The following is a 24,223-nucleotide window of genomic DNA, read 5'->3' on the forward strand; positions in this document are numbered from 1 at the left end:
TTGGGTTTACTATAATTATTATTTAGAGAGTTTTACTGTTTTTGTGAAAGTTCCTTTAAACTTGCCTTTTCCGACAATAAGTATCTGTACCTTTCCTTTTACCTTTTTGAAGAATACATCATAATCTTTTCCCTGCTTCATTCCTTTAATACTAATCTTAATATTCTCAATATCCTTTGTTGTTTTAAATGAGTCCAGATTAATCCTGATACTGTCTGCCTTCTTTTTTAAGATAGTGCTTATGTTGTTATTCTTCTTGTCCCTTTGACCGGAAGTTTTAAATTTCTTTTCAATTTTTTCAAGAGCTTTGATTTTCTTTTCAAGAAAGGCAATTTGTTTTTCAATCTTTTCTTCTATTTCCTGAACTTTATTTGTAACTTTCTCAGTTTCCTTTTTATCTTCTTTTTTTCCGTCTTCTTTCTTTCCTTTTTCTTCTTTTACATCAGAAGAAGGAACATAAGAATAACCCGGATTATCGGAAGGCGTTGAAGGCTTTACAGGTGGTTTTGAAGGTGCTACGGAAGAAACTTTCTCTGCTTCTATCCTTACCATATACATTCCAAGTTCACTCGCTTCATTCCAGGCGCCGTTTATCAACTTGAAAGTTTTTCCTTCACCCTTTGTGCTTTCATCAACTGCCATTCTCGGTACATTATTTCCTGAACCGACTTGGGTATAAGCAACATAAATATCACCTTTTACAAACAAATCAGGAATATTTATATCTGTAAAATTGTTATCGGCTGTAACAGTAGTTGTAACAGGTCCAAGAAGAATATCCCCCGGATAACCATCTTTCGTATTTTCACCATAAATACTGTATATAAATGATTTCCCTACAATACTTTCTTGACCTGCCCGCATTAATCCAAAGCGAACCTTCTTTAATATCTGTTCTTTATCAAAATGGTACTTCACAGCAAGACTTCCACCTTCTTTTAATGATAATACAGCTTTTGCCTTTGCAAAGTCACCATTATCATTTGAAAGTTCTTCTCTCTTTCCGTCTGTTGTGAGTTTAGTAAGAACAATTGTAGGAAGTGTGGTATTCCCGGTAATAGAAACCATCTGTTCTTTGGTTCTGTATCCTGCTGCCATAACAATGATTTTGTACTCTCCCTCAGGGATATTTGCGAGGATTACTGTTGATTTTGAAGAGGAAATATATTTTGGAACATTGCTTCCCTTTTCATAAATCTTCACATCACTGTTTACACTATTCCCACTTGTATCCTTGATATCAAAAGACAGGCCAAAGGTTTCAAGTGAAGGCATTACTATATCCTGTTCAAGCTTTTCACCCTCTTTAAGAGTTATATTAAAAGGTTTTGACTTATATTTTTCATTATATGCCACAGCCGTATAGGTGCCTGCAGGATGCTTTATCTCGAATTTACCGCTTCCCGTTTCACTTCTCACATAGGTATTTGTTTCTAAAATCTTTACAATAGCAGAAACAGGGATTGCAAACTTTGCAGGTGCAGTTTCATTTGTCTTATAAACCGCTGTTCCAAGCAAAGTAAATTTCCCATCTGATAAATCAGGTAAAGTGGTCAGTTCTTCTGTTTTATTCGTCAGAACTTCTTCTCCATTTAAAGCATAAGTACTGTTATCTTCAGTAGTTGCTAAAGTTTCAGGAGAGCTTGCAGATTCATTAACATTAGAGGTGTCATAAACAGCAACATCATCAATGTACCAGCCCGGTTCAGAATAATCATTACTGGCACTTAACTTAAACTTCATTTGGAAGGAATTTGTCAAGAATTTTGGTTCTATAGCCATACCATCAAGCACCCAGGTATTTTTTGCTCTTTTATGACCATTAATATTATTGATATCAATATTGTTATTTAAGTTAAATACCCTTTCCCAGTCATCATTATCTTTCTTAAACCAAATTTCATGAATATCCTGTGTTTCGCTGGTAAAATTGTACCAGTTCTGATAATAAATATTTGCCTTTTTCATATTGCTTAAGTCGATGACGGGAGATATCAATTCATAAGTTTTATTTACGGTTCTGGCTTTGTTTAAACCTGTCATAAACACATTAGGGCTGTCAGGGTTTTTAGTCTTCATAGAATAGGATGAAGGTCCGTCTGAATAATTATCATAATCTATCACACCTCTTTCCCATTTGCCGTCAGATGTAGATGTCCAGCCCTGTTCTCCATTTTCGAAGTTAAATTTTTTAACTTCTTTTCCTATGGTATAAGTAACGGACATCGGTTTGCTGAGCGCGCTTTCCATATCTCCTTTAACAGAAGCAATTTTATAATAATAACTGCCTTCCTGAGGTAAAGGAATATCTTCAATAAATGAGTACTTGGCAACATCTTCCTTTATTTTTTTATATTCTCCGTCTTTGGTCCCGGAGCGATAAAGAGCGTATTTTGTAACTTCCGGATTACTTACTTTATTAAATTTAATCCTTACTTTTCCGGTTCCCGCAAAATTTTCTGCGCTAAGTCCTTCACTAGGAGGCAGGGGAACATCATTTGATAAGGCTTCAATTTTAAAATCGTCAATATAGTAACCTGCAGCGGCTCTCTCACTGTAGCCCGCCCACCTAAGCGCAAACATTACAACAATTTTTTTATTTTTGTATGGGGATAGGTCTATATAATGTTCCTTCCATTCGCGTTTACTGTATTTATTGATAAGTACAGGTGTTTTACCATATTTGATTTTATTAATAGAAGAATCGGTACTGTCAATTTCACCAATCCAAACCTCAGCACTATCTTCAAAACCACCCATATAATTGTCCAACTCAGACCAGTCTTTAAAACGCAAAACAGCATCTCTTGTCTCAGAACTAAGGTCAATTGGAGGACTGATTAATAAAGAATCTATCAGACCATTGTAGTTTCCGTTCAGTCTTGTACCAACTAATTTTGTTCCGCTTGCTGCTTTAGCAGGACCTACAGTCGGAGTACCTACTTCCCACATCGGAGTCTTTCCTCCAAATACAAAACCGTCTGCTCCGTTTTCAAAATCATTTGTATATCCGAGCTTAATACCTGATTCTACAGTTGCACTGATTGTATCTGTCTGATATTTATTACCTGAATAATCAACCGCCTCAATGTAGTAATTTGTATTGCCTACAGGCAAATCAGCAGGATGAAGGGTGACAGAATAAGTTCCGTTCTTTTTGTTTCCTGTATAAAGTTCCAATTCTTTAGTCTTAAATGGCTCTGAATCACTATTTTTATAATAAAGAGTTACACTTTTAACACCTACATTATCTGAAACTTTAGCTTCAAGTTCAAAATCATAGGCATTATAAAGCTTTTTGGGAGTAGTCGCTTCAATAACAGGAAGTTCATTATCAGTACCGGAAACCAATGTACGCCCCGTAAAAGTCGCAAACGAATTAACATCCTTTCCAAGTGCGGCTTCTACTGCCTTAAATACATTCAGCTTACCATAGCCGTAGCCCATATTCGGAGAGGAGATATAATTATCATCAGTAAGCGGAGTTGCCGTTGTTTTTAATATTTCTTCCACTTTATCTACCGATAAACTCTTATTTGCATCTAACATCAGAGCCACAGCTCCAGTCACATGTGGTGCCGCCATAGAAGTTCCGGTTTTTAAAACATAGCCCCCTTTAAAATCAGCAGAAAGAATGTTTACACCGGGTGCGGAAATTTCCGGTTTAATATTGCCTGTTAGTTTTGATGGTCCTCTCAGAGAAAATTTTGCTATCTTATCTTCCTTTGTTAAGGCTCCGACTGAAAAAGAATCCGGAAGGGAAGCAGGGCTTCCTATTGAGCCTTCACCTCCGGCATTAAAAGCACCTGTATTTCCTGCCGAAAAAACAGGAACTATCCCCGCTGCCTTCCATTTTTTAACAATATCTTCATAGAAGTTATCACCTTTGTTTCCGCCCCAGGAATTATTAACAACCTGAGGTCTTTTCTCCAAAATCCACTGCCCCGCCGCAAGCAATCCTTCATCACTTGCTTCTCCGGATTCGTTGAATACTCTCGCAACAATAAATTTTGCTTCTCTTGCAATTCCGATAGTTCTTCCTAAAATAGTTCCGGCAACATGAGTTCCATGCCCGGTGGAGTCCTTAGGCTCTGTATTTGAAGCCTCAACAAAGTCCTTGAAGCCATTATCAAGCATAGCACCTTGGAGTTCAGGGTGATTTGGATTGACGCCGGAGTCAATAATACCTACTACAATATCTTTGCCTGTCTTTGTTACACGGTCAGCCTGAATAGATTCAATATTCCATGGAATATGGTCAGAAGCTTCCAAAAGGCGGTTTTTTAGCTTCACCTTTTCTTCTTTATCTGAAACTATTGTATGATTGGAACGAATGCTGTAAACATCGCTGCGCCTTGCAATTTTATCAATAAGTTCCGCTTTTCCTTTAATATAAATACTATTAATAATGAAGAAAGAATTATACTCGGTAATTTCTCCTTCCTTCACTTTTCTTTCAATAAATGAAATAAGCTTTTCCTGGCTTTTTTCACTTGTATCCTTCAATGTATCTGCAACATCTTCAGGATTTACCCTGCTTAAATCTGCTTCCGCTTTTAAGGTTACAATGAATTCCACCTCTTTTGAAGCCGATACAGCTTTTAGAGTATTTTCTATTTTATCCATATAAGAAGAATCTGTTTTTGCAAAAAGATTCATAGGAAAAATAGAAATTACCATGAATAAAACAAGTAATAATGATAATGATTTGGCAATTTTTCTGTTTTTCATTTTGTCGCCTTCCTTTCTTCTCGTTAAAAACGCAAAAAACAGTCTAGCAAAATAAAATAATAATTGCAATATAATAGTTAGAAATATCTAACTTATTGATAAAAAAAGTCAATATTACTAAAATAGCGCCTGTATCAAATATACAAGCGCTAAATAAGTCAAATTGCTATTATAACCAAATTAACTCTATTCTTACTCTTAGTGCAGAGCAATTCCCGAAAGAATTCCCAGATAATTTCCAAGCACATATCCTAAGGTACCTACCAAAAGTCCCGGTACGATAAGTGCTCCCCAGCCTTTTGAAACAGCCATAGCTGCAGCTGTGGTAGGTCCGCCGATATTCGCATTGGAAGCTATAATAATCTCTTCAATAGAGAAATTGAATATCTTACCAAATATAAGTGATACAATCATATTAACTGCAACTATAATAAGTGCAAATACAAGAAGAAGAGGAGACTCCTTAATTATCATAGGTACGGAAGCAGGTGCTCCTATAACCGCAAAGAAAATGTAAATCAAGAAAGTTCCTATTTCCTGCGCGCCCTTTACAGATGACATCTGTTTAGGGAAAACAGTTGCAATTATCATTGTAAATGTAGTAATAAGCAGATATTTATTTCCAAAGAAACCACCGATAAACTTGCTTACAAAGTCAGCTCCGGAAAATGTCTCACTTATTTTACCTGCAAGCTTGGTTGATACTGTAACAACAATAAATGCTATAGCTATTGCAAATGCAATGTCCTTAAGGGAGATTTCCTTTGCTCCCCAATACTTAGCTGCCATAGTTTTATTTTTATCTTTGTCTGCCTCTGTCTGAGCCTTAAGAGCCTCTTCATAAGGCTGTCTGTAAAGCTTCTTGATAATAGCCATTGCAGGCAGAGAAATAAGTACGAATACATAAAGTACCATAAGAAGATTGTCAGCTACAAGCGCTGCTGATACAGTCTTAGCCGGTACTGTATACTGCTCTGACATCGCAATAAAGTTTACTGAACCTCCCGTGTAAGTACCTACGAACATAGGAACAATGTCATTGAGTGCGGGAATAGCTCCTTTAAGTGCAAAATAAGCTGTAAATCCACCGGCTAAAGTGCCCACACTGCTTAAAAGATAAATTATAAACATTCTTCCGGATTCTTTCCATATCTTTTTAATATTAGCATTAAAAAGAAGAAGTGGAACTGCAAGTGGAACAACATACCCCCAAACAGCATCATAAACCGGTGCATCTGTAGGTATTATGCTTAAATTTGCAAGTACAAGTGTAAAAGCAGTTGCAAGAATACACCCCGTTATCTTGCTTGCCCACGCATATTTCTGTTCCAGATAGATTGCAAGCGCAGCACTTGCCGCCAAGACTGTCCATAGCACCCAAGTATCATCTGCCGCAATCAAAGTTGATGTTGCCATAAAAATACCCTCCTTAAATAAATCTGTATTTTTTATACAAAAAAATTATATAACCAAGGTATTAATATGTCAATATTATATAATACATGTTACCCATCTTTAGAAAGTATTGGCAAAACACCCTGTGTTCTGATCGCGATTATTCGTTTTTTTCATACTTTTTATAGTCTGCTACTTTAAACTTTTAAATTAAACTTTGTGAATTTTATATAAATATTTTATTAATTTTTGTTTAAGATTAACAAAGGTTAAACCTAACTTATTATACAATCATCCTATAAAGTGCCTGACTAAGTCCATACTCCTCCATCATCCTGCAAACCTCATCCATTGCTTTCTCCTTTACTTCCTTCGCCTTATTAGGGTTCTTTACGGCTCTGATAAGTATATTCTTAGGTGTATGACTGAGGTCTACAAATTCAAGCAGATTTACATTGTAGCCCATATATTCTAGCAGATTCCCCCTTATTGCATCTGTTACAAGGGCCGAGAACCTCTCTTTTATAATTCCGTATCTGGTCATAAGTGAAAATTTTTCACTTTTCATCTGAGAATTTAACTCATGCTGACAGCAGGGTACTGAAAATATATAGTTTGCACCCCAGTTAACAGCATTGTATAGAGCAAAATCCGTAGCCATATCGCAGGCATGCAGGGTAATTACCATATCTACCTTAAATGGTGCATTATAGCCGTTTATATCACCAAGTTCAAAAGACAGATTTTCATATCCGTATTTTTCTGCTGCCTTATTACATTTTTTTATCACATCTTCCTTGAGGTCAAGCCCTATCATATTTACCTTTATCTTTTTGATTGCGGTAAGATAATAATACACTATGAAAGTAAGGTAGGACTTGCCGCAGCCGAAGTCGATTATATTCAAATGAGTTATGATTCTCTTTTTCAGCTCATCATCTATAATCTCTATAAAACGGTTTATCTGTTTGTACTTATCATACATTGAATTGACAATCTTACCCTCTTTGGTAAATATACCCATATCCACAAGTGGCTCGATTACACTTCCTTCTGCAAGTATGTAATTTTTCTTCCTGTTATTTGTCTTTACTTCTTCTGCCATCTTCATATTGTCAGCCTTTTTTACGTCAAACAATACTTTTCTTTTCCTGGTAAGCTTTATCTGAGCTTCACTTGATATCATCCAGGCATTTAACTGAAGAAAATTCTCATTAAGACAGGCTATGCAGACTCTTTCAAGTTCTTTTTCATCCACGTTTTTATGAAATACCTGTTTCTCTGTAAACTCAGCTATCTGATAGTATTTTTCCTTCTTTTCTATCTGAATTTTCTTTATTTCCTGTGTCTTGGTTACGGCATTGCTGATTATAATTTTAACGGGAGAAAGTCCCATCAGTTCTTTAACCGCCTCTTCTATGGTCATTTCTTTGTTTTTCATCATCATTTCCTCTCTGCTTTTATTTATCAGTCTTAGGTGCAGGCTGCACCTTAAATTTATTATCAGAAACTGTTTCTTCTGCCATCTATATCTGTGATTATATTGTACCTGTCTGTAGAAATAAGGTTCAGCTCTTCAGGAGTAAGATATTTAAACATATTTCTAAGCCTTCTCCAGCCCAGTCTTCTTGCAAAGCTTATTTCTTCTTTATAAAGCGGGATTAATTGCAGACTGTCTTTGTCCGAACCTTGCAACACCGGTTTAAATAAAATAAATCCCGTTAATTTTGTATCATAAGATAACGTTTCTCCACCTTCTTTTTCAAAAATTCCACCTTCTTCTGCTGTAATTTTCCCCAACTTAATGAACTCCTGAATTTCTTCAAGAAGTTTTACAGGCCAGTTCCACTCACTGCTTTTCAAAGAAGTTTCATCAAGCTTCCAATCAAGCGGCAGATTAATGACAAATTTCATCCCTTCAAATTTTTCTACCATTGTAGAATAACGCTCATGTTTTTCTATTTTAATCATAATTCCTGCTTTCATTTATCTAACTGACAAAACAAAAAATATATGCTATACTTTGTAGATGGGATAAATCCCTTCTTATAGAATTATAACATGTTAAAGGATAAAACCAATATGAAAATTTTAAGAAAAATCATTTTTCTGCTCCTTGTAATTTCGGGTGTAATACTGATTCTTCTTCCTACATACAGTAAAATTAAACTTAGGGACGAAGTACAGACTGCCGTAAAGGTAATCGAGGAAGTTACTCCGGAGGAGATCAAAGAAAATGAAGCGAAGGAACAGCCTGAGGAAATTTTTAATTTTGAACAGGTAGAGGAAATTTCTCCCACTGCTACCTTTTTAGACAACAGACCTATAGATAAATCCCTTCTCATAGGACAGCTGGTGATTCCTTCTCTTGAAATTAACCTCTGTATCTTCAAGGGTACAACAAACTATAATCTGCTCAGAGGTATCGGCACAATGAAGGCAGATGATAAAATGGGTGAAGGAAACTATACTCTTGCAGGACATAATAACGGAGATAAGAAACTTCTTTTCGGTTCGCTTATGGATATAAAGAAGGGGGCAATAGTCCGTATTACTGACAAAACCGATATTTATGAATATAAGATATATGATACCAAAGTAGTTGAGAGCACAGCTTTGGATCTGCTTGAAAATGCTGAGGCAGATAAGGTCGGAAAGCCTATTATTTCTCTTATGACTTGCGACAAGGGCACTTGGACAAGCAACCGTTTTTTTGCACTCGGAAAATATGTAAAAAAATACAAATATGATAAGGAAACTATGGAATCCAAAGAATAAATCATTAAGGCCGCCTATTGGTAAATATAAACGATTTTCCGATCAGGTGGTTTTTTTTATCTTTTCTAAACAGCTTGATTATGCTATAATTGAGGTGTTGCGTACAAATAATACCAAGGAGAGATTTATGAATATCTACTCAATAATTACGCTGTGCGGCGGGCTTGCTTTCTTCCTTTTCGGAATGCATGTTATGTCGGGAAGCCTTGAAAAAGTCGCAGGCGGCAAGTTAGAGGACATACTTAAGACACTTACCTCAAATCCGGGTAAAAGTCTGATGCTTGGCGCAGTAATCACCATTGCCATCCAGTCCTCCTCAGCACTTACCGTAATGCTCGTAGGTCTTGTTAACTCAGGAATCATGAGCCTTTCACAGACCGTAGGTGTAATCATGGGTTCCAATGTAGGAACTACCCTTACTGCCTGGATTTTAGGCTTAAATGGTCTTAAGACCGATAATATTTTCCTATCCATGTTAAAACCTGAAAATTTCTCCCCTATCATAGCCCTTATAGGCGTAATTATGATAATGGGCGCAAAGAGTGCCAAAAAAAGAGATGTCGGCACCATCATGGTAGGCTTTGCCATACTTATGTTCGGCATGGAGCTTATGAGTGACTCTGTTGCTCCACTTGCAGATATGCCTGAATTTACCAATATACTTACCGCATTTAAGAATCCCCTTCTCGGCGTACTTATCGGTACGGTATTTACCGGAATTATCCAGTCCTCAGCGGCTTCTGTGGGTGTGCTTCAGGCACTTTCGCTTACAGGCTCCATCACCTATGGAATGGCTATTCCTATTATAATGGGACAAAATATCGGTACCTGTGTGACTGCACTTTTATCTTCCATAGGGGTAAATAAAAACGCAAAAAAGGTATCTGTTATACATATCAGCTTCAATCTTATCGGAACCATCATCGGTCTCATAGTTTATTTTATAGCTAAAGACCTGATTAGATTTGACGGATTTGATAATTCTATCAGCTCATTTGCGGTAGCAGGTTTCCACTCGGTATTTAACATAGCTACAACTATTATCCTCATTCCTTTCTCGAAAAAGCTTGTTGACCTTGCAAACCTTGTCATTAAGGAAACAGGCAGTGAAGAAAAGACAGTACTGTTAGATGAAAGACTTCTTATCTCTCCAAGTATAGCCTTAGGTCAGTGTAAGATTAAAACCGTATATATGGCAGAGCAGGCAAGCAAGGCCTTTATCGACTCTATCAGCGATTTTGATAAATATGATGATGATAAAAAAGATAAAATAAAGACTGTAGAAAATGAGCTGGATGACCTTGAGGATGAACTTAATGCTTATCTGGTAAGAATATCCGGAACAGACGTAAGCGATGTTGACGGTAAGAAAATCAACGGTATGCTCCACAGCATAGTCGATATCGAGAGAATCAGTGATTATGCAATGAATATGATAATCCTTGCGGAAAATATGCATAAGATGAAAATTAACTTCTCCGATGCAGCAAAAAAAGAGATTGAAGTCCTTAACAGGGCAGTTTCAGAAATACTTGTAAATACCATTGACTGCTACACAGAGGAAAACATCGGGCTTGCGGCTACAGTGGAACCTCTTAAAAGCATTATAGATAAGCTGATACTTAAAATGAGAGACAGACACGTAGCAAGACTTCGCACCGGAGAATGTTCAGGCGAACTTGGTGTCGTTCTTACCGACTACATAAACTACTGCGACAGGGTTGCGGGACATTGCTCCAATATAGCCATCAATGTAATCCAGTCCGGCAATATGATATTCAGTGAGCATGATTATTTTAAAGAACTTTCTGAAAAAGAAAAAGACGAATACGAAAAGAACAGAAATATTTATAAAGAAAGATTCGCTCTCCCTGAGTAGTATACTATTTAACAGCAAACTGCCGTAAGCCTAAAGCTCAGACTTACAGCAGTTTTTATATTTATTCCACACTCTTAAGCGATGTAGTCATATCTATTTTTTTAAGCATAAAGTACATAGCCCAGTTTACTAGCACCGAGAAACCTACGGTTATCAAACTGCTCATAATGTAGCTTGTAAGGCTTATAGTTCTTCCAAACATCATAAGGTCTACCTCTACAGTAACAATTACATACTGATGAAGGATGGTTCCGAACACAAGACCCGCTATTATTCCAAAAAGTGTAAGCAGGATATTTTCCCTGTATACATACTGTGCTACCTCATTATCATAAAAGCCAAGCACCTTGAGGGTTGCAATCTCACGTTTCCGCTCCAATATATTGATACTGTTAAGGTTGTAAAGCACTACAAAGGCAAGTAGTCCTGCTGCCAATATAAGTACTAAAGTGACCAGATCCAGAACCTTTAACATCCTGTCTATATTCTCTTCAAGCTCATCTACAAACATCACTCCGGAACAGCCTGCATAAGACAAAAGTTTACTGCCCAAATCCTGCTCAGCCACCTTTTCTCTGTTAAACTTAAGGTATAGAGTGTTATATTCAGGCTCCTCTCCATATAGTTTCTTATAAAGCTCGGGTGAGAGAAAAAGGTAGTGCAATACATAGTTTTCTACTATCTTATCTATTTTAACAGATACCTGCTTCTTTCCGTCCCCGGTAATATTTACACTGTCTCCTTCTTTTACATCCAACATTTTCGCTGTCTTTTCCGAAATATAAGCCCCATCACCTGCCGGAAAAGCATACTCTGCTCCTGTAGTCCTTTTTTTAAGAGTCAGAAAATCTTTTATTTTCTTTGTATCCTCCGGTATGAAAAGATTGGTACTTCTTATATTCTCTCCATGAGTCAAATCAACTGCAAGGGATTTTATCCTGATAGTTTCATCCACTCCGGTGTAGTTTGCGGCAGCCTTTAATACTTCTTCTTTTTCAGTTTCATTTGATTTAGAATTAAGCGTCATACTTGCGTCATATGTAAATATCTTGATATACTGCTTTTTTGCTATCTCATTTATAGAGTCATTCAGGCCGAAACCCACAAGCAAAAGCCCCATGCAACCGCCTATGCCCACTACTGTCATTATCAGCCTTTTCTTGTATCTGGCAAGGTTTCTGACAGTAGCCTTCCCTGTAAAATTAAGTCTCTTCCAAATAAAGCCTGCCCTCTCTAAAAGCACTCTTCTGCCTGAGCTTGGCGGAAGAGGACGCATAAGTGAAGCCGGATTTTCAAGAAGCTGTGAAAGTGCTGAAAACAGAGTCGCCGCAACTGTACTTGCAGTCGCCGCCAGCAAGGCTAAGAAGGCCTGCTCATAATTTATAGGAGTCATACAGTAAGGCACTCCCGTAAATAGGGTACCATAGGATTTGATTATAAGCAGCGGTAAGAACCTCTCACCTATGGCTATTCCTATGATTCCTCCGCTAACCGTAGCAAGCAGTGCATAAGCCAGATACTTTCCGGAAATAGCAGAACTCCTGTATCCCAGTGCCTTAAGTATGCCCATGCTCATTCTGTTCTCATCTACCATCCTGGTCATTGCAGTAAGGCTTACAAGGGCTGCAACCAGGAAAAAGATTACAGGGAATACATTGCCCAGGCTGTCCATACGCTCTGCATTCTGCTTAAAGCTTACATATCCTTCCATCATATTTCTGTCAAGCACATAGAAATCCGGCTCTTTAATATCTGCTACATCTCTTTTTGCCTTGGTCAGTTTCTTTCTGCCTTTTTCAAGCTTCTTATTCGCCTTTGGAAGCTCTTTTTCGTATTTATTCTCAGCCTTTTCTAACTTTTCTTTGTTCTTTTCAAGTTTTTCTTTTGCTTTGGCAAGCTCAGCCTTACCATCTGAAAGTTCCTTTTCAGACTTTGTTAATTTATTCTCATTCTCCCATATTTCTTTTCTTCCGGATTCAAGTTCAGCCTTCTTGTCTTTAACTGTGACCTTGCCCTTTTCAAGTTCTTTCCTGCCACTTTCAAGTTTTTCCTTAGCTGCCTCAAGTTCTTTTTCATTCTTGGCAATCTCTGCCTTGCCCTCTTCAAGTTTAGCTTTACTCGCCTCAAGAGTTTTTTCAGTCTCACTGAGGGTGGTTTTTGCCTCATCAAGTTTAAGTTTGGCTGCATCAAGTGCGGCTTTTTCTCCCTCCAGCCTAGCCTTAGCCTCAGGCGGAGCCATCCCTGCCTGTTCTGCCAAATCAAGCTTAGCCTTGGCCTCAGTATAGCTGTTTAAGCCTTCTTCATAAGCTTCGAGATTTTTTTCGTACTCAGCCAAACCTTCATTGTACTTAGAAAGACCTGTTTTGTATTTATTTTCACCCTCATCCAGCTTGTTCTTTGCTTTGTTTAATTTGGCAAGTCCCGAATTATACTGTTTTTCTCCCTCTTTAAGTTCTTTTTCTTTATCCTTTAAGAGGTTTTCGGAAGATTCAAGCTTTTTCTCTCCGTCTTTTAACTTGCTTTTTGCCTTTATGAGCTCATTTCTACCGTCAGCCAGTTTGCTCTCTCCGTCTTTTATTTTCTTTTCTTCCTTGGCAAGCTTTTTTTCACCTGTCTTTATCTTTTTCTTTGAATTATCTATCTTTTTTTTAGCATCGCTTAGCTTTTTCTCACCATCTTCGAGTTTCGTTTCAGCTTCTTTAAGCTTCTTCTCCGCCTCAGCTTTTACTTCTTCATATCGTCTGCTGTTTACCTTGGCTTCAAGACCTTTGATATCATCCTTTACTACCTTAATCTTATCTTCATAAGCTTTAGAATAAGTAATCAAGCCTCTCACATCTTTTGCCGTAACATAAGCTTCCGTATAAATATCTGACTTAAAGTTCTCCTTTGGTATCATTAAAAATGCATCAACAGAGCCGTCTCCCACTGAACTTGTACCTCTAACCTTTTCCTGGTAGTAAGGCAGATGACAAAATCCGGTTATAGTATAGGTGACATTTTTAAGGTCAGAAGAAAGGTCAGAATCATCATCTGAGGAAACGGTTATCTTATCTCCTATTTTATAGTCCTCAAACCAAAATATCTGAGTATCCACCAGACATTCATCATTTTTTTCGGGCAGCCTTCCTTCTGTAATATAAGGCTTATTTATCTTCTCTGAAAAGCCTATGAGTTTAATTACTGCCTCAGCTTTTTGGGTACTCAGAACCACATCTTTAGTCTGTCCTCCCTCAACAAGCTCCACACCTTTTATTTTTCTTATGTCTGCCAAATCTTCATCGGTAAGCCCAAGTGTACTGAATATCTTAAAATCCATAAGACCGGTATCATCATAGAACTTATCTGCCGATATTCTCATATCACTGCCCGAAGAGCGAAGTCCTGCAAAAAACGCTGTTCCAAGCATTATGATAAAGAAAATGGAAATAAACCTCCCAAAATTACGTGCTATTTCTCTGAAAAAATCCACTGCCAGTTTGTTTTTCATATTATCACCACTATCTTACCACTCTATATCGCTTACTGACATAGGGTTCTCATTGATTTCTGCAGAACTTACCTTTCCGTTTTTAATATGAATTACCTTGTCTGCCATGGGAGTAAGGGCTGTATTGTGGGTAATTACAACTACCGTCATTCCCCTTTCCCTGCACATATCCTGTAAAAGCTTGAGTATCTCTTTGCCGGTAACATAATCAAGCGCCCCTGTCGGCTCATCACAAAGCAAAAGCTTCGGATTCTTGGCAAGTGCCCTTGCTATGGCTACTCTCTGTTGCTCTCCGCCTGAAAGTTCTGCAGGAAAGTTATTCATTCTATGTGCAAGCCCTACTTCTTCAAGCACGGTTTTGGCATCCATAGGTTCTTTACAAATTTGGAGCGCCAGCTCTACATTTTCAAGTGCGGTCAGATTTGCCATCAGATTATAGAACTGGAATACAAAGCCCACATCTTCACGTCTGTAAGAAATAAGTGCCTTAGGGCGAAGTTTGCTTATGTCAGTGTTGTCAACAACCACAGAGCCTGATGTAAGGGTGTCCATACCACCGAGTATGTTTAATACAGTGGTCTTTCCCGCTCCCGAAGGCCCGACTATAATCACAAACTGCCCCTTATCTATATCTAAGCTCACTCCGTCACAGGCATTTATAGAATTGTCTCCTACCTTATAAGTCTTTACCACATCTTTTAGCGAAATATAGCCGGGCATAATATCTCCTTTCTTACCGTTGCACTTTAATTTCTCTTCACTTAACTTTTCCCTTTGCATTATTTTCTCATTTAGCTTTTAAATAATATACTATTTTTTATATGTATAATGCAAGTGTCAAAATATGAACTTGACTATAAACTTTCATTCTTAAGTAATTCTTCTGTTATTAGTCACTAATTGTTCACTTTTTTTGTGTATAATAAACTTGTAATGTTTGATTATGTGCAGAATTATATATCATTTATTATAAACTGTTCCTTAACAAATAATTATCGGATTTGGAGATTGTTTTATGTTTAACGATTTAGAAATAGCTGAAAATAATGAACTTATGAATGTATTCAATAATCATGAAAAAGAAAAAATAGCAAAAGCAATCAACGGTCTCAGTACCCTTGATTTAAACAATATACCGAATGAAACCAAAGAAAAAATTATAGAACTGTTCAAAGAAAATACTCTTCCTATTGAGAGGCTTTTTGCCAATTACCGCTGTGCCATTATGGAGGTTGAAACCAAGTTTAAAGTGCTTAACGAGGAATTTTCCCTTATATATGACGGTAATCCTATAGAAAGCATAAAATCCCGTATTAAAAGCAATGAAAGTATTTTAAAAAAAATAATACGTAAAGATCTTCCTTTGGATTTGGAATCAATTGAAGAAAATCTTGAGGATATAGCCGGAGTAAGGGTTATCTGCTCATTTATTGATGATATTTACAAGCTTGCTGATTGCTTTTTACGTCAGGATGATGTTACCCTTATTAAAATGAAGGACTATATCAAGAATCCTAAACCTTCGGGCTACAGGAGTCTTCACCTTATAGTTGCCGTCCCTATCTTCCTTGAGAACGAGAAAAAGCTTATAAAGGTAGAGGTACAGTTTAGAACCATTGCTATGGACTTCTGGGCTTCTTTGGAGCATAAATTAAGATATAATAAAAAGATTCCGCCCGAAATGATGAATGCTCTTTCCAGAGAGCTGAATGAATGTGCCACCGAAAGTGCTGAACTTGATTACAGGATGCAGAATGTGAAAAATACCTTCCTTGGAAAAGGGAAAGATATTTAATTTTCATAGTTTCTTTCTCATAAAAACTTCTTTTCCGGTTATCGCTTACGGAAAGTAATTCACAGTAGTGAAACCGGGGGCTGCCGCAATAAGCAAAAGTATAACAAGATACAGTAAATTTATCATCAAATTATCAATGTATTTTGTGTATCTCATTCTTAATGCGACAGCCCCATGATTTCGCCAATTTCTACTTACTTATATATTACCTACTTAGAAAACATAACCTTCTCTGAGTCAAACATCCTGGTAAGTATCAGTACCAGAATTCCGGTAAATACAATATTTACTACAACTGAAATAAGCACATTCATACTTGAATAAGAAAACTTAAATATCTCATTCATACAAATTACACTGTTGTATAATGGTATGAAAAACATTGAAACAGGTGTTTCCACATTTCCCTTGCTAAACATAGGTAATAAACTGACTACCATAATTACTATCATAAGCGGAGAGATGATGGTAGCAGATTCCTTTACGCTTTTTGCAAAGGCTGAAAGTACCGATATAAGTGCAACCATAAGAATAGTGGTTGATATAATTATTACAAATAAAAGCCCAAAATCTTTGCCGCTGTAGAAGGCTGTATTTATATTACCACTACTCATTCCCTGATACATGGCAGGGAGCGACGCGAAGGTGCCGACAGAGCTTGATACGCCTGAAAGAAAGGCGATTATGCTAAGTGCAAATATCTTGCCGAGTGCAAGTGCCTGCCTGCTCATAGGGGTTACAAGAAGGGTTGCAATGGTTCCTCTTTCCTTTTCTCCCGCTATCGACTCCGGTGCAACCGCAACACAACCCGACCAGATAAATATCATAAGGAGCATAGGAAGCATACTTCCAAACATTTTACCTGTCATATCCTCCTTACCAGCAAGGTCATAGCTTATTTTTTCATCAGCATTTACATCAAATTTATTGCTTAGTTCAGTCTCATAATTACTAAGAACTTCGGTAAACATTGTATAAGCGGCACTTGATTCCGTTTTTCCCGAATTATAAAAAATTTCAACCTGAGGTGCCTTGCCTTCACCGGTCTTATATTCCTCTACCTCTTTATCAAAATTCTCAGGAAAATTAACCGCAAGGTCAATCTCTTTTTCAGAAACGAGTTTTTTCTCAGCTTCCAAATCACCATCCACAGGCTTTATCTCAAGCTTTTTCTTGTCAAGCTTTCCGGCTACGGATTCAGGCAGATTTTTCACATATACCTTTGCCACATAATCCTCTGCCACAGTAAACTGCAACTTCATCATATTTCCCATAAAGGTATACATGACAAATATCATAATACCCGGAAGCAGGAGGGTTGTAATCACAAGCCTTTTATCCTTAAAGAATCTTGCCATTTCTTTTCTGAATATAGTATAAATATTATTCTTCATTCCCTGCCACCTCCGAATAAATATCAAAGAACCTGTCCTCTAAGCTCTTTCCGGCTTTTATTTCATCCACAGCACCGTAAGCTGCTAACTTTCCTTCTATAATTATTGCTGCTCTGTCACAGATTTTTTCTATCAGGCTGAAAATATGTGAGGAAATAACTATAGTTTTTCCTTCCTCTTTTAATTCTATAAGGAAGTCCACAACTGTCTTTGCGGTAATTACATCAAGTCCGTTGGTCGGCTCATCAAAGATGATTATTTCAGGATTGTGAGCTATTGAAATAACAAGTGAAACCTTCTGCTTCATACCGGTTGAAAGGTCGCCCACTTTTACCTCTGCAAACTTGTCTATACCAAATTTTGCAAAAAGCCTGTTTTTGCGTTCTTCTCTTACCTTATCATCAACTCCATGTAAATCCGAGAAAAAATCAAAGAGGTAATTAGGTGTAAAGAAATCCTCCAGTTTAAGTTCACTTGTAAGAAAGCCTATAGTACCTCTTACTCCGAAAGGATTCTTCACTATGCTTTCACCGTTTAACACCGCATCTCCCGAATCAGGCTTTATGAGGGTTGCAAGCATCCTGAGCGTGGTGGTCTTACCGGCTCCGTTAGGTCCTAAAAGTCCGAATATCTCACCTTTTTGTACAGCAAAGGAAATATCGTTTACTGCTACCTTCACCTTTTCTTTTGTCTTTTCAATCTTTTGTTGTTTCGCTGACAACTTAAATGTCTTTTTAAGGTTTATTATCTTGATAATCTCTTCCATATATTCTCCTTTCTGATAACGTCAAATTTTACCACATAATCTCACACAATTTCAAGTCTTTTAATTCTCAAACTGGCTATTGTAAAGTTCAGCATAGAAACCGCCTTTTTCCATAAGTTCGCTGTGGCTTCCGCTCTCTATAATATCTCCGTCCTTCATTACAAGGATTAAATCCGCGTTTTTAATGGTTGAAAGCCTGTGCGCTATAATAAAGGAAGTTCTGCCTGCCATAAGCTTATCCATTGCCCTTTGTATTTCTTCCTCAGTTCTGGTATCTACAGAGCTTGTAGCCTCGTCAAGTATTAGCATAGGTGCATTTTCAACCATAGCTCTGGCTATCGTTAAGAGCTGCTTCTGACCGGCTGAAAGATTGGCATTTTCATTCAGTATGGTATCGTAGCCTTCAGGCAGAGTCTTTACATAATGATGAAGTCCCACAGCTTTGGCAGCCTTCTTTACCTCCTCATCAGTCGCCTCTGTCTTGGAATATTTAATATTATCTTTAATGCTTCCCTCAAAAATCCAGGTGTCCTGAAGTACCATACAGAAAAGTTCGTGTACTCCCGACCTCTTAAGTTCACTTATAGGTGTCCCGTCTATTATAATCTGACCTTCATTAAGCTCATAAAACTTCATAAGAAGATTGATAAGGGTTGTCTTACCTGCTCCTGTCGGACCTACTACGGCTATTTTCTCACCCGACTTCACATCAGCAGAAAAATTCTTTATTATTATTTTATCCGGATTGTAGCCAAATTTTACATTCTTAAAGCTTACATTTCCCTTTATATTTTCTATATGCTCTTTCTTGCCTTCTTCACCCTCCATCTCAGTCTCAGAGAGGAAGCCGAATACTCTCTCACTTGCTGCAGCCGTGGATTGAAGACTTGTGCCTGCCTGTGCAAACTGGGAAAGTGGCTGGGTAAAAAGTCTTATATACAGCATAAATGCTACTATATCTCCTATCTCTGCCATGTCTTTCATAGTTAGTACCGCACCTGCAACGCAGACTGCCACATAGCCAAGATTCCCCACAAAGCCCATCAGGGGCATCATCATACCTGATAAAAACTGACTCTTCCAGGCAGAGGTAAAAAGCTTTTCATTCATAAGGTCAAATTCCTGCTTAGTTTTAGCTTCATTATTAAATGCCTTAACTATCAGGTGTCCTGTGTAGGTTTCCTCAACATAACCATTGATTACACCCAGCTCATCCTGCTGCATAGCAAAGTATTTCTGGGATTTCCCCATAATTACCATCATAAAGACAAAACCTATAATAGTTGACAAGATGCCTACTACAGTCATAATCCAGTTAGTAATAAACATCATAAAAAGACTTCCGAAGAACATGGTTATTGCCCCCACAAGGCTTGCCATACTCTGGTTCATGGTCTGCCCTATCGAGTCAACATCATTGGTAATTCTTGAAAGAATATCTCCTATGCTGGTTTTATCAAAATAAGACAGTGGGAGTCTGTTTATCTTCCTTGAAATATCTGTTCTAAGGCTTTTGGAGGTCTTTTGAGTAACATCTGCCATTATTACTCCCTGTAAAAGATTCAGCACCGCTCCGGCTCCATACATTATCACAAGTGTAATCGCAATCTTTAAAACAGCCTCTTTATCTATCCCCGTCATTGCCCCTTCTGCTATAAGGGTAGTTATTTTCTTCATTTTGTCAGGACCGATTACATTTAGTACCGTACCTGCTGCCGAAAATACTGTTGCTGTTATTATTGCAGGCAGATAACCTCTGATATAAGCAAACAAGTTCTTAATTGCTCCCCCAAAATCCTTAGCCTTCTCACCTTTAGCCATTCCCGGGCCGGGTCCCGGACCTCTGTGTCTTCTCTCTGCCATTACAGTTCCTCCTCTGAAAGCTGTGACATAGCTATTTCCTTATATACAGGGCAGGTCTTAAGCAGTTCTTTATGTTTACCCTGTCCGACTATCTTTCCTTCCTCTAAAACTATAATTCTGTCAGCTTCCATTATTGTACCTATTCTCTGTGCAACTATAAGGCTGGTACTGCCCTTTACTCTTTCTTTTAACTCTCTTCTAAGTATCTTGTCTGTACGATAGTCAAGAGCCGAGAATGAGTCATCAAATATCAGTATTTCAGGCTTGTTGTAAATACTTCTGGCTATGGAAAGTCTTTGTTTCTGACCCCCCGAAACATTTACCGCTCCCTGTGAAATGGCTGATTTCTCCTTATTTTCAAGTTTCTCAACAAACTCCTTCGCCTGTGAGATTTCAAGGGCTTCGTTAAGTTTTTCACTATCGGAGTTATCTGAGCCGTAAGCAACATTTGATTCTACACTTCCGCTAAAAAGCAGAGCCTTTTGAGGTGCATAACCTATCTTCTTTCTGAGTTCAGAGAGCTTATACTCTTTAACATTTATACCGTCTACAAGTACTTCGCCTCCCGTAGCATCATAAAAACGCGGAATGAGGTTAATAAGAGTAGTCTTACCGCTTCCTGTAGCTCCGATAAAGGCAACCATTTCACCCTTATTCGCCTTAAAATTTATACCTGTTATCATATCATCTGCCGCATCAGGGTAGTGAAAGGATACATTCTTAAATTCTACTGTTCCGGTTTCTACAGGCTTTTTACTGCCTGCTCCATCTGTAATCCTATTCTCAGTATTTAAAACTTCATTTATTCTTTTACTTGAAACTATTGCCCTCGGAAGCAGGATGAATGTAAATGTCAGTATTATAAATGACATAATAACCTGCATTGCATAGGACGAAAATACTATCATATCGGAGAATAAGGAGATTTTCTCCTGAAGTGCAGCCTTGTCTATAAGATACACACCTATCCAATAGATTGACAATGTGAGTCCTGAGCTTATAAGTGTCATTGACGGTGACATTATCGCCATGACTTTCTGGGTAAAAAGGTTTACTGAGGTAAGTTCTTCATTTGCCTGCTCAAATTTGGCTTCCTGATAGCCTTCTGCATTATAGGCACGTACTACTCTTACACCGCTAAGGTTTTCTCTTGCTACCCTGTTTATATTGTCTGTAAGAGTCTGCATTTTCTGAAAGCCCGGTACTACAAGCACAAAGACTATTGCTATTAATACAAGCAGAAATGCTATAGCCACTCCCGTAGCTGCAGACCAGATAAGATTTTTATTTAGAATCTTGGTTATTGCCCATATAGCCAAAATAGGTGCTTTTACGCTTGCCTGCAAACCGATGGCGATTACCATCTGCACCTGGGATATATCATTGATTGAGCGTGTAATGAGGCTGGCAGTGGAGAATTTGCCCATTTCTTCCATTGAAAATGAGATTACCTTATCATAGACAGCATCTCTGAGCCTTTTTGAAAGGCCTGCTGCCACCCTTGCCACAAAATATCCTACTATAAATGCCGCTGCCATACTAAAAAGCGCGCAGGCAAGCATCTTTCCTCCGGCTATAACTACTTCGCTAAAAGCACTGTCCGGTGTCTGAATCAGCCTTGTAATCTCAGACATATAATCCGGAAGCCTTAAATCAAGCCACACCTGACAGACAATGAAACAAAGGCTTATAAAAATATACAACCGGTCTTTTTTCCTTAAATACCTGAATAATTTAATCATCTTGTCTCCTTTAGGTTGTGATTTTAATATTCATTCTGTTTTATAGATATTTTATTATTATACACCTTTGGGAAAATATGTCACGATTATTTTTCTTAATTGTTATGCTAAATCTTCATAGATTTTATCAATTTTTTACCTAGATTTTCTACAAATTAATTGACTATTATTGCTTCATATACAGTGACAACAATAGCCTATAAGCACGAAAAGCCCCTAAGGTCTGCCAACCTTAGGGGTTCTTTTGGTGCAAGCATTTATCAGAGTTTTTATACCATTATTCTACACTATTCTAAGCTTTTTTTCAAGTTATAAAATTAACCGTTTCAATTTATAAGTAATTCTTATAAGTTAGCCAAATTATTCACGAAACATCTTATAAAATACTGTAATATAAATTAATTTTCCTCTATACCGATTCCAAATACTCTTTCATCTTCTATAAGTTTTAGTAAGTCTTTCTTCTCTGCTTTTACAGCCATTCCATATACTTTTAAGCCATGTTCATTCACATAAGCTAAAGCCCTGTCAAGTTTCGTCTTTCTGTCCATATAACTGTCCATATAACTGTCCATCATATCTGTAAACGAGCTGTTATCTTTAAGATAATTAAGCAAACTTATATAGTGTTTCTTTGCATTTTCTTCGTTCTTAAGCTCTTTAAATGTTATTCCCTCACCTGTTCCTTCATATCCGAAAATATATGGATACTTAGCAGGGCTTTTTCCTCTTGTAGCTCCTATCCCTGTGTTCATTCCCATAATATCATTATTGCCGTCTCTGTCATTCACTATACCTACCCAACTATGTCCCAATTCATATTTTGCTTCAAAGTCTATTGCCTCTTTATAAGTAAGTATGTTATCAAAGGTGATATAAGCCCTATAAAGTCTTCCATCTGAAAGCCCTTTTATACTCTCTTTAGTGTCATCCCTGTCACCGCCAAAACTTGAGGCAAACCTAAGCTCACCTCCTTCTTCCTCAATACCCCGCCCTTCTGTTTTTAGATATTCTGTTTTAAGTCTTTCAAGCTGTTTGGTAAGGCTCTCATTGTAATTATTGCTGCCTGTCTGCCATTCAAACATATTGTCTGCTGTACGTTCTAAAGCCAGTGGATCATAAAATGTTATCCTGCCTTTTCTGATATTACCGGCATATTTTTTCCTGTTTTCCCCATACATCCGCATACTTGGATAGGTGTTAAAGCTATAGTTACCATAACCTTCTGAAACTACATCTACCGAATCAAGATAGTTAAACGGTGCAACCAATTCAGTATACACACTTAAATCCAATCCAAATCTTTCTCTGTATCCTCCTACTCCTTCCGGCTCACTATAATTCCCTGCCGCACTTGGATTATAGTAAAATAAATCTATAGCCTTAGGCATTATTGTCATCATAAGTACTATTACCACAAGCACCGCTGCCGTAACAGCCACTCCCATTTTAATAAATGCTTTTCTGATAGACTTTCTTATCAGTCTCATAAATTCGTTGTCTTTTTCTGATATATTTCCTTCTGATTCATCTTCCGGTATTTTTTCATTAATTTCCTCATCAGGATATAAATATTCGCTGATAGCCTCCTGTTTTTCTATATCTTCTTCTATTTTTTTTCTTTCTTCCTCAGAAAGTCTGCCACTCCTGTATAATTCTATCAATTCTTTATATTTCATATCCGTCCTCCTTTAAGTATAGTTTTAATTCCTTCTTCCCTCTAAATGCCAAAATTCTAACATTCTCTGTAGTTATACCTAAGAGTTTTGCTATATCTTTGCCCGATAGTCCTGAAAAATACTGTAATAAAAGTACTTCTTTCTTTTTGCCCTCAAGTTTATTTAAGGCTTTATAAAGTACATTATCTCTTTCATTTATAAGCAGTTTATTAAGCGGATTTTCTTCTGTTTCTTCATTTAGAGCTACTTTATTTTCAGCGTTATCAAGTCCCATAACAAGTCTTTTATCTTTTCTGTAAGTATTAAAATACAGGTTTCTTGCAACCTTATATAACCATGCTTTCACCCCTGTATCTGCCGTCTGTAATGAAAGCAAAGCCTTTACAAAGGTTTCCTGCATCAAATCCTCAGAGAGCTGTCTGTTATGGCTCAGTCCATAGAGATATAAATATATTTCCCTGCTGTATGCCCTGTAAAATCTCACTAAGACATCATTTTCCATAACTCGCCCCCTTTCTTTATTTTTCCGAAACTTTTTATTTCCAATTATACAACACTTGTGAAGGTAAAATGTTACAGTTTTTGTTTTTCCTATAGAAAAGTGTGTACTTGCACACACTTCGCTCGCGAGCGGTGCCGTAAGACAAGCTTCCCTGCCGCGAGCTGTACATCCCTCGGAGAGATTCTCATTTAATAAGAAATTTCTTATTA

15 protein-coding genes are annotated in these 24,223 nt (G+C 37.4%); 3 read left to right on the forward strand and 12 right to left on the reverse strand.

Annotation, left to right across the window (positions count from 1 at the left end; genetic code table 11):
- Positions 1-18 precede the first annotated feature (18 nt).
- The 4 genes from GCWU000282_RS06080 to GCWU000282_RS06095 all read right to left on the reverse strand — a co-directional run bounded on the left by GCWU000282_RS06080 (position 19) and on the right by GCWU000282_RS06095 (position 8,097).
- Complete coding sequence (locus GCWU000282_RS06080) at positions 19-4,731, reverse strand: S8 family serine peptidase (protein WP_035039658.1); 4,713 nt, start codon at positions 4,729-4,731, stop codon at positions 19-21.
- 198 nt (positions 4,732-4,929) lie between these two features.
- Positions 4,930-6,147 (reverse strand): DUF819 family protein, encoded by a 1,218-nt coding sequence (locus GCWU000282_RS06085; RefSeq protein WP_023354165.1) that lies wholly within the window; start codon positions 6,145-6,147, stop codon positions 4,930-4,932.
- Positions 6,148-6,409: 262 nt separating this feature from the next.
- A complete protein-coding gene (locus GCWU000282_RS06090; RefSeq protein ID WP_023354166.1) occupies positions 6,410-7,573 on the reverse strand; it encodes a class I SAM-dependent methyltransferase in 1,164 nt (387 codons plus the stop codon).
- A gap of 56 nt (positions 7,574-7,629) precedes the next feature.
- Complete coding sequence (locus tag GCWU000282_RS06095) at positions 7,630-8,097, reverse strand: suppressor of fused domain protein (protein WP_035039659.1); 468 nt, start codon at positions 8,095-8,097, stop codon at positions 7,630-7,632.
- Positions 8,098-8,208: 111 nt separating this feature from the next.
- On the opposite strand from GCWU000282_RS06095, the gene GCWU000282_RS06100 reads away from it, so the two are divergent.
- Both GCWU000282_RS06100 and GCWU000282_RS06105 read left to right on the forward strand, forming a co-directional pair.
- Positions 8,209-8,904 carry a class A sortase gene (locus GCWU000282_RS06100; protein WP_035039660.1) on the forward strand — a complete coding sequence of 232 codons (696 nt, stop codon included), beginning with the start codon at positions 8,209-8,211 and terminating at the stop codon, positions 8,902-8,904.
- Positions 8,905-9,031: 127 nt separating this feature from the next.
- Positions 9,032-10,783: a Na/Pi cotransporter family protein gene (locus GCWU000282_RS06105; RefSeq protein ID WP_035039661.1), complete on the forward strand. Its 1,752-nt coding sequence runs from the start codon at positions 9,032-9,034 to the stop codon at positions 10,781-10,783.
- Positions 10,784-10,844: 61 nt separating this feature from the next.
- Here the strand turns inward: GCWU000282_RS06105 and GCWU000282_RS06110 are convergent, their stop codons facing one another.
- Both GCWU000282_RS06110 and GCWU000282_RS06115 read right to left on the reverse strand, forming a co-directional pair.
- Positions 10,845-14,273, reverse strand: coding sequence for an ABC transporter permease (locus tag GCWU000282_RS06110; protein ID WP_023354170.1), 3,429 nt, complete (start codon positions 14,271-14,273; stop codon positions 10,845-10,847).
- 15 nt (positions 14,274-14,288) lie between these two features.
- Positions 14,289-14,993 carry an ABC transporter ATP-binding protein gene (locus GCWU000282_RS06115; protein WP_035039848.1) on the reverse strand — a complete coding sequence of 235 codons (705 nt, stop codon included), beginning with the start codon at positions 14,991-14,993 and terminating at the stop codon, positions 14,289-14,291.
- Between the two features lie 295 nt (positions 14,994-15,288).
- Between GCWU000282_RS06115 and GCWU000282_RS06120 the strand changes: the two genes are divergently transcribed.
- Complete coding sequence (locus GCWU000282_RS06120) at positions 15,289-16,068, forward strand: GTP pyrophosphokinase (RefSeq protein WP_023354172.1); 780 nt, start codon at positions 15,289-15,291, stop codon at positions 16,066-16,068.
- 209 nt (positions 16,069-16,277) lie between these two features.
- On the opposite strand, the gene GCWU000282_RS06125 is transcribed toward GCWU000282_RS06120, so the two are convergent.
- The 6 genes from GCWU000282_RS06125 to GCWU000282_RS06150 form a co-directional block, all read right to left on the reverse strand.
- Positions 16,278-17,462: an ABC transporter permease gene (locus GCWU000282_RS06125; RefSeq protein ID WP_023354173.1), complete on the reverse strand. Its 1,185-nt coding sequence runs from the start codon at positions 17,460-17,462 to the stop codon at positions 16,278-16,280.
- The gene (locus tag GCWU000282_RS06130) at positions 17,452-18,228 is read right to left on the reverse strand and encodes an ABC transporter ATP-binding protein (RefSeq protein ID WP_023354174.1); all 777 of its coding nucleotides are present in this window, start codon (positions 18,226-18,228) and stop codon (positions 17,452-17,454) included. Before GCWU000282_RS06130 ends, GCWU000282_RS06125 begins: the two co-directional genes overlap by 11 nt.
- Before the next feature lie 60 nt (positions 18,229-18,288).
- On the reverse strand, positions 18,289-20,091 hold the full coding sequence (locus GCWU000282_RS06135) for an ABC transporter ATP-binding protein (RefSeq protein WP_023354175.1): 1,803 nt from the start codon (positions 20,089-20,091) through the stop codon (positions 18,289-18,291).
- Positions 20,091-21,833, reverse strand: coding sequence for an ABC transporter ATP-binding protein (locus GCWU000282_RS06140; RefSeq protein ID WP_023354176.1), 1,743 nt, complete (start codon positions 21,831-21,833; stop codon positions 20,091-20,093). Before GCWU000282_RS06140 ends, GCWU000282_RS06135 begins: the two co-directional genes overlap by 1 nt.
- Before the next feature lie 398 nt (positions 21,834-22,231).
- The gene (locus tag GCWU000282_RS06145) at positions 22,232-23,512 is read right to left on the reverse strand and encodes an anti sigma factor C-terminal domain-containing protein (RefSeq protein ID WP_023354177.1); all 1,281 of its coding nucleotides are present in this window, start codon (positions 23,510-23,512) and stop codon (positions 22,232-22,234) included.
- Positions 23,502-24,014 carry an RNA polymerase sigma factor gene (locus tag GCWU000282_RS06150; protein WP_035039662.1) on the reverse strand — a complete coding sequence of 171 codons (513 nt, stop codon included), beginning with the start codon at positions 24,012-24,014 and terminating at the stop codon, positions 23,502-23,504. The genes GCWU000282_RS06145 and GCWU000282_RS06150 overlap by 11 nt, the downstream gene beginning before the upstream one ends.
- Positions 24,015-24,223: the final 209 nt, after the last annotated feature.

This window comes from Catonella morbi ATCC 51271, from assembly GCF_000160035.2.
In the GTDB taxonomy this organism is placed as follows: Bacteria; Bacillota; Clostridia; order Lachnospirales; family Lachnospiraceae; genus Catonella; species Catonella morbi.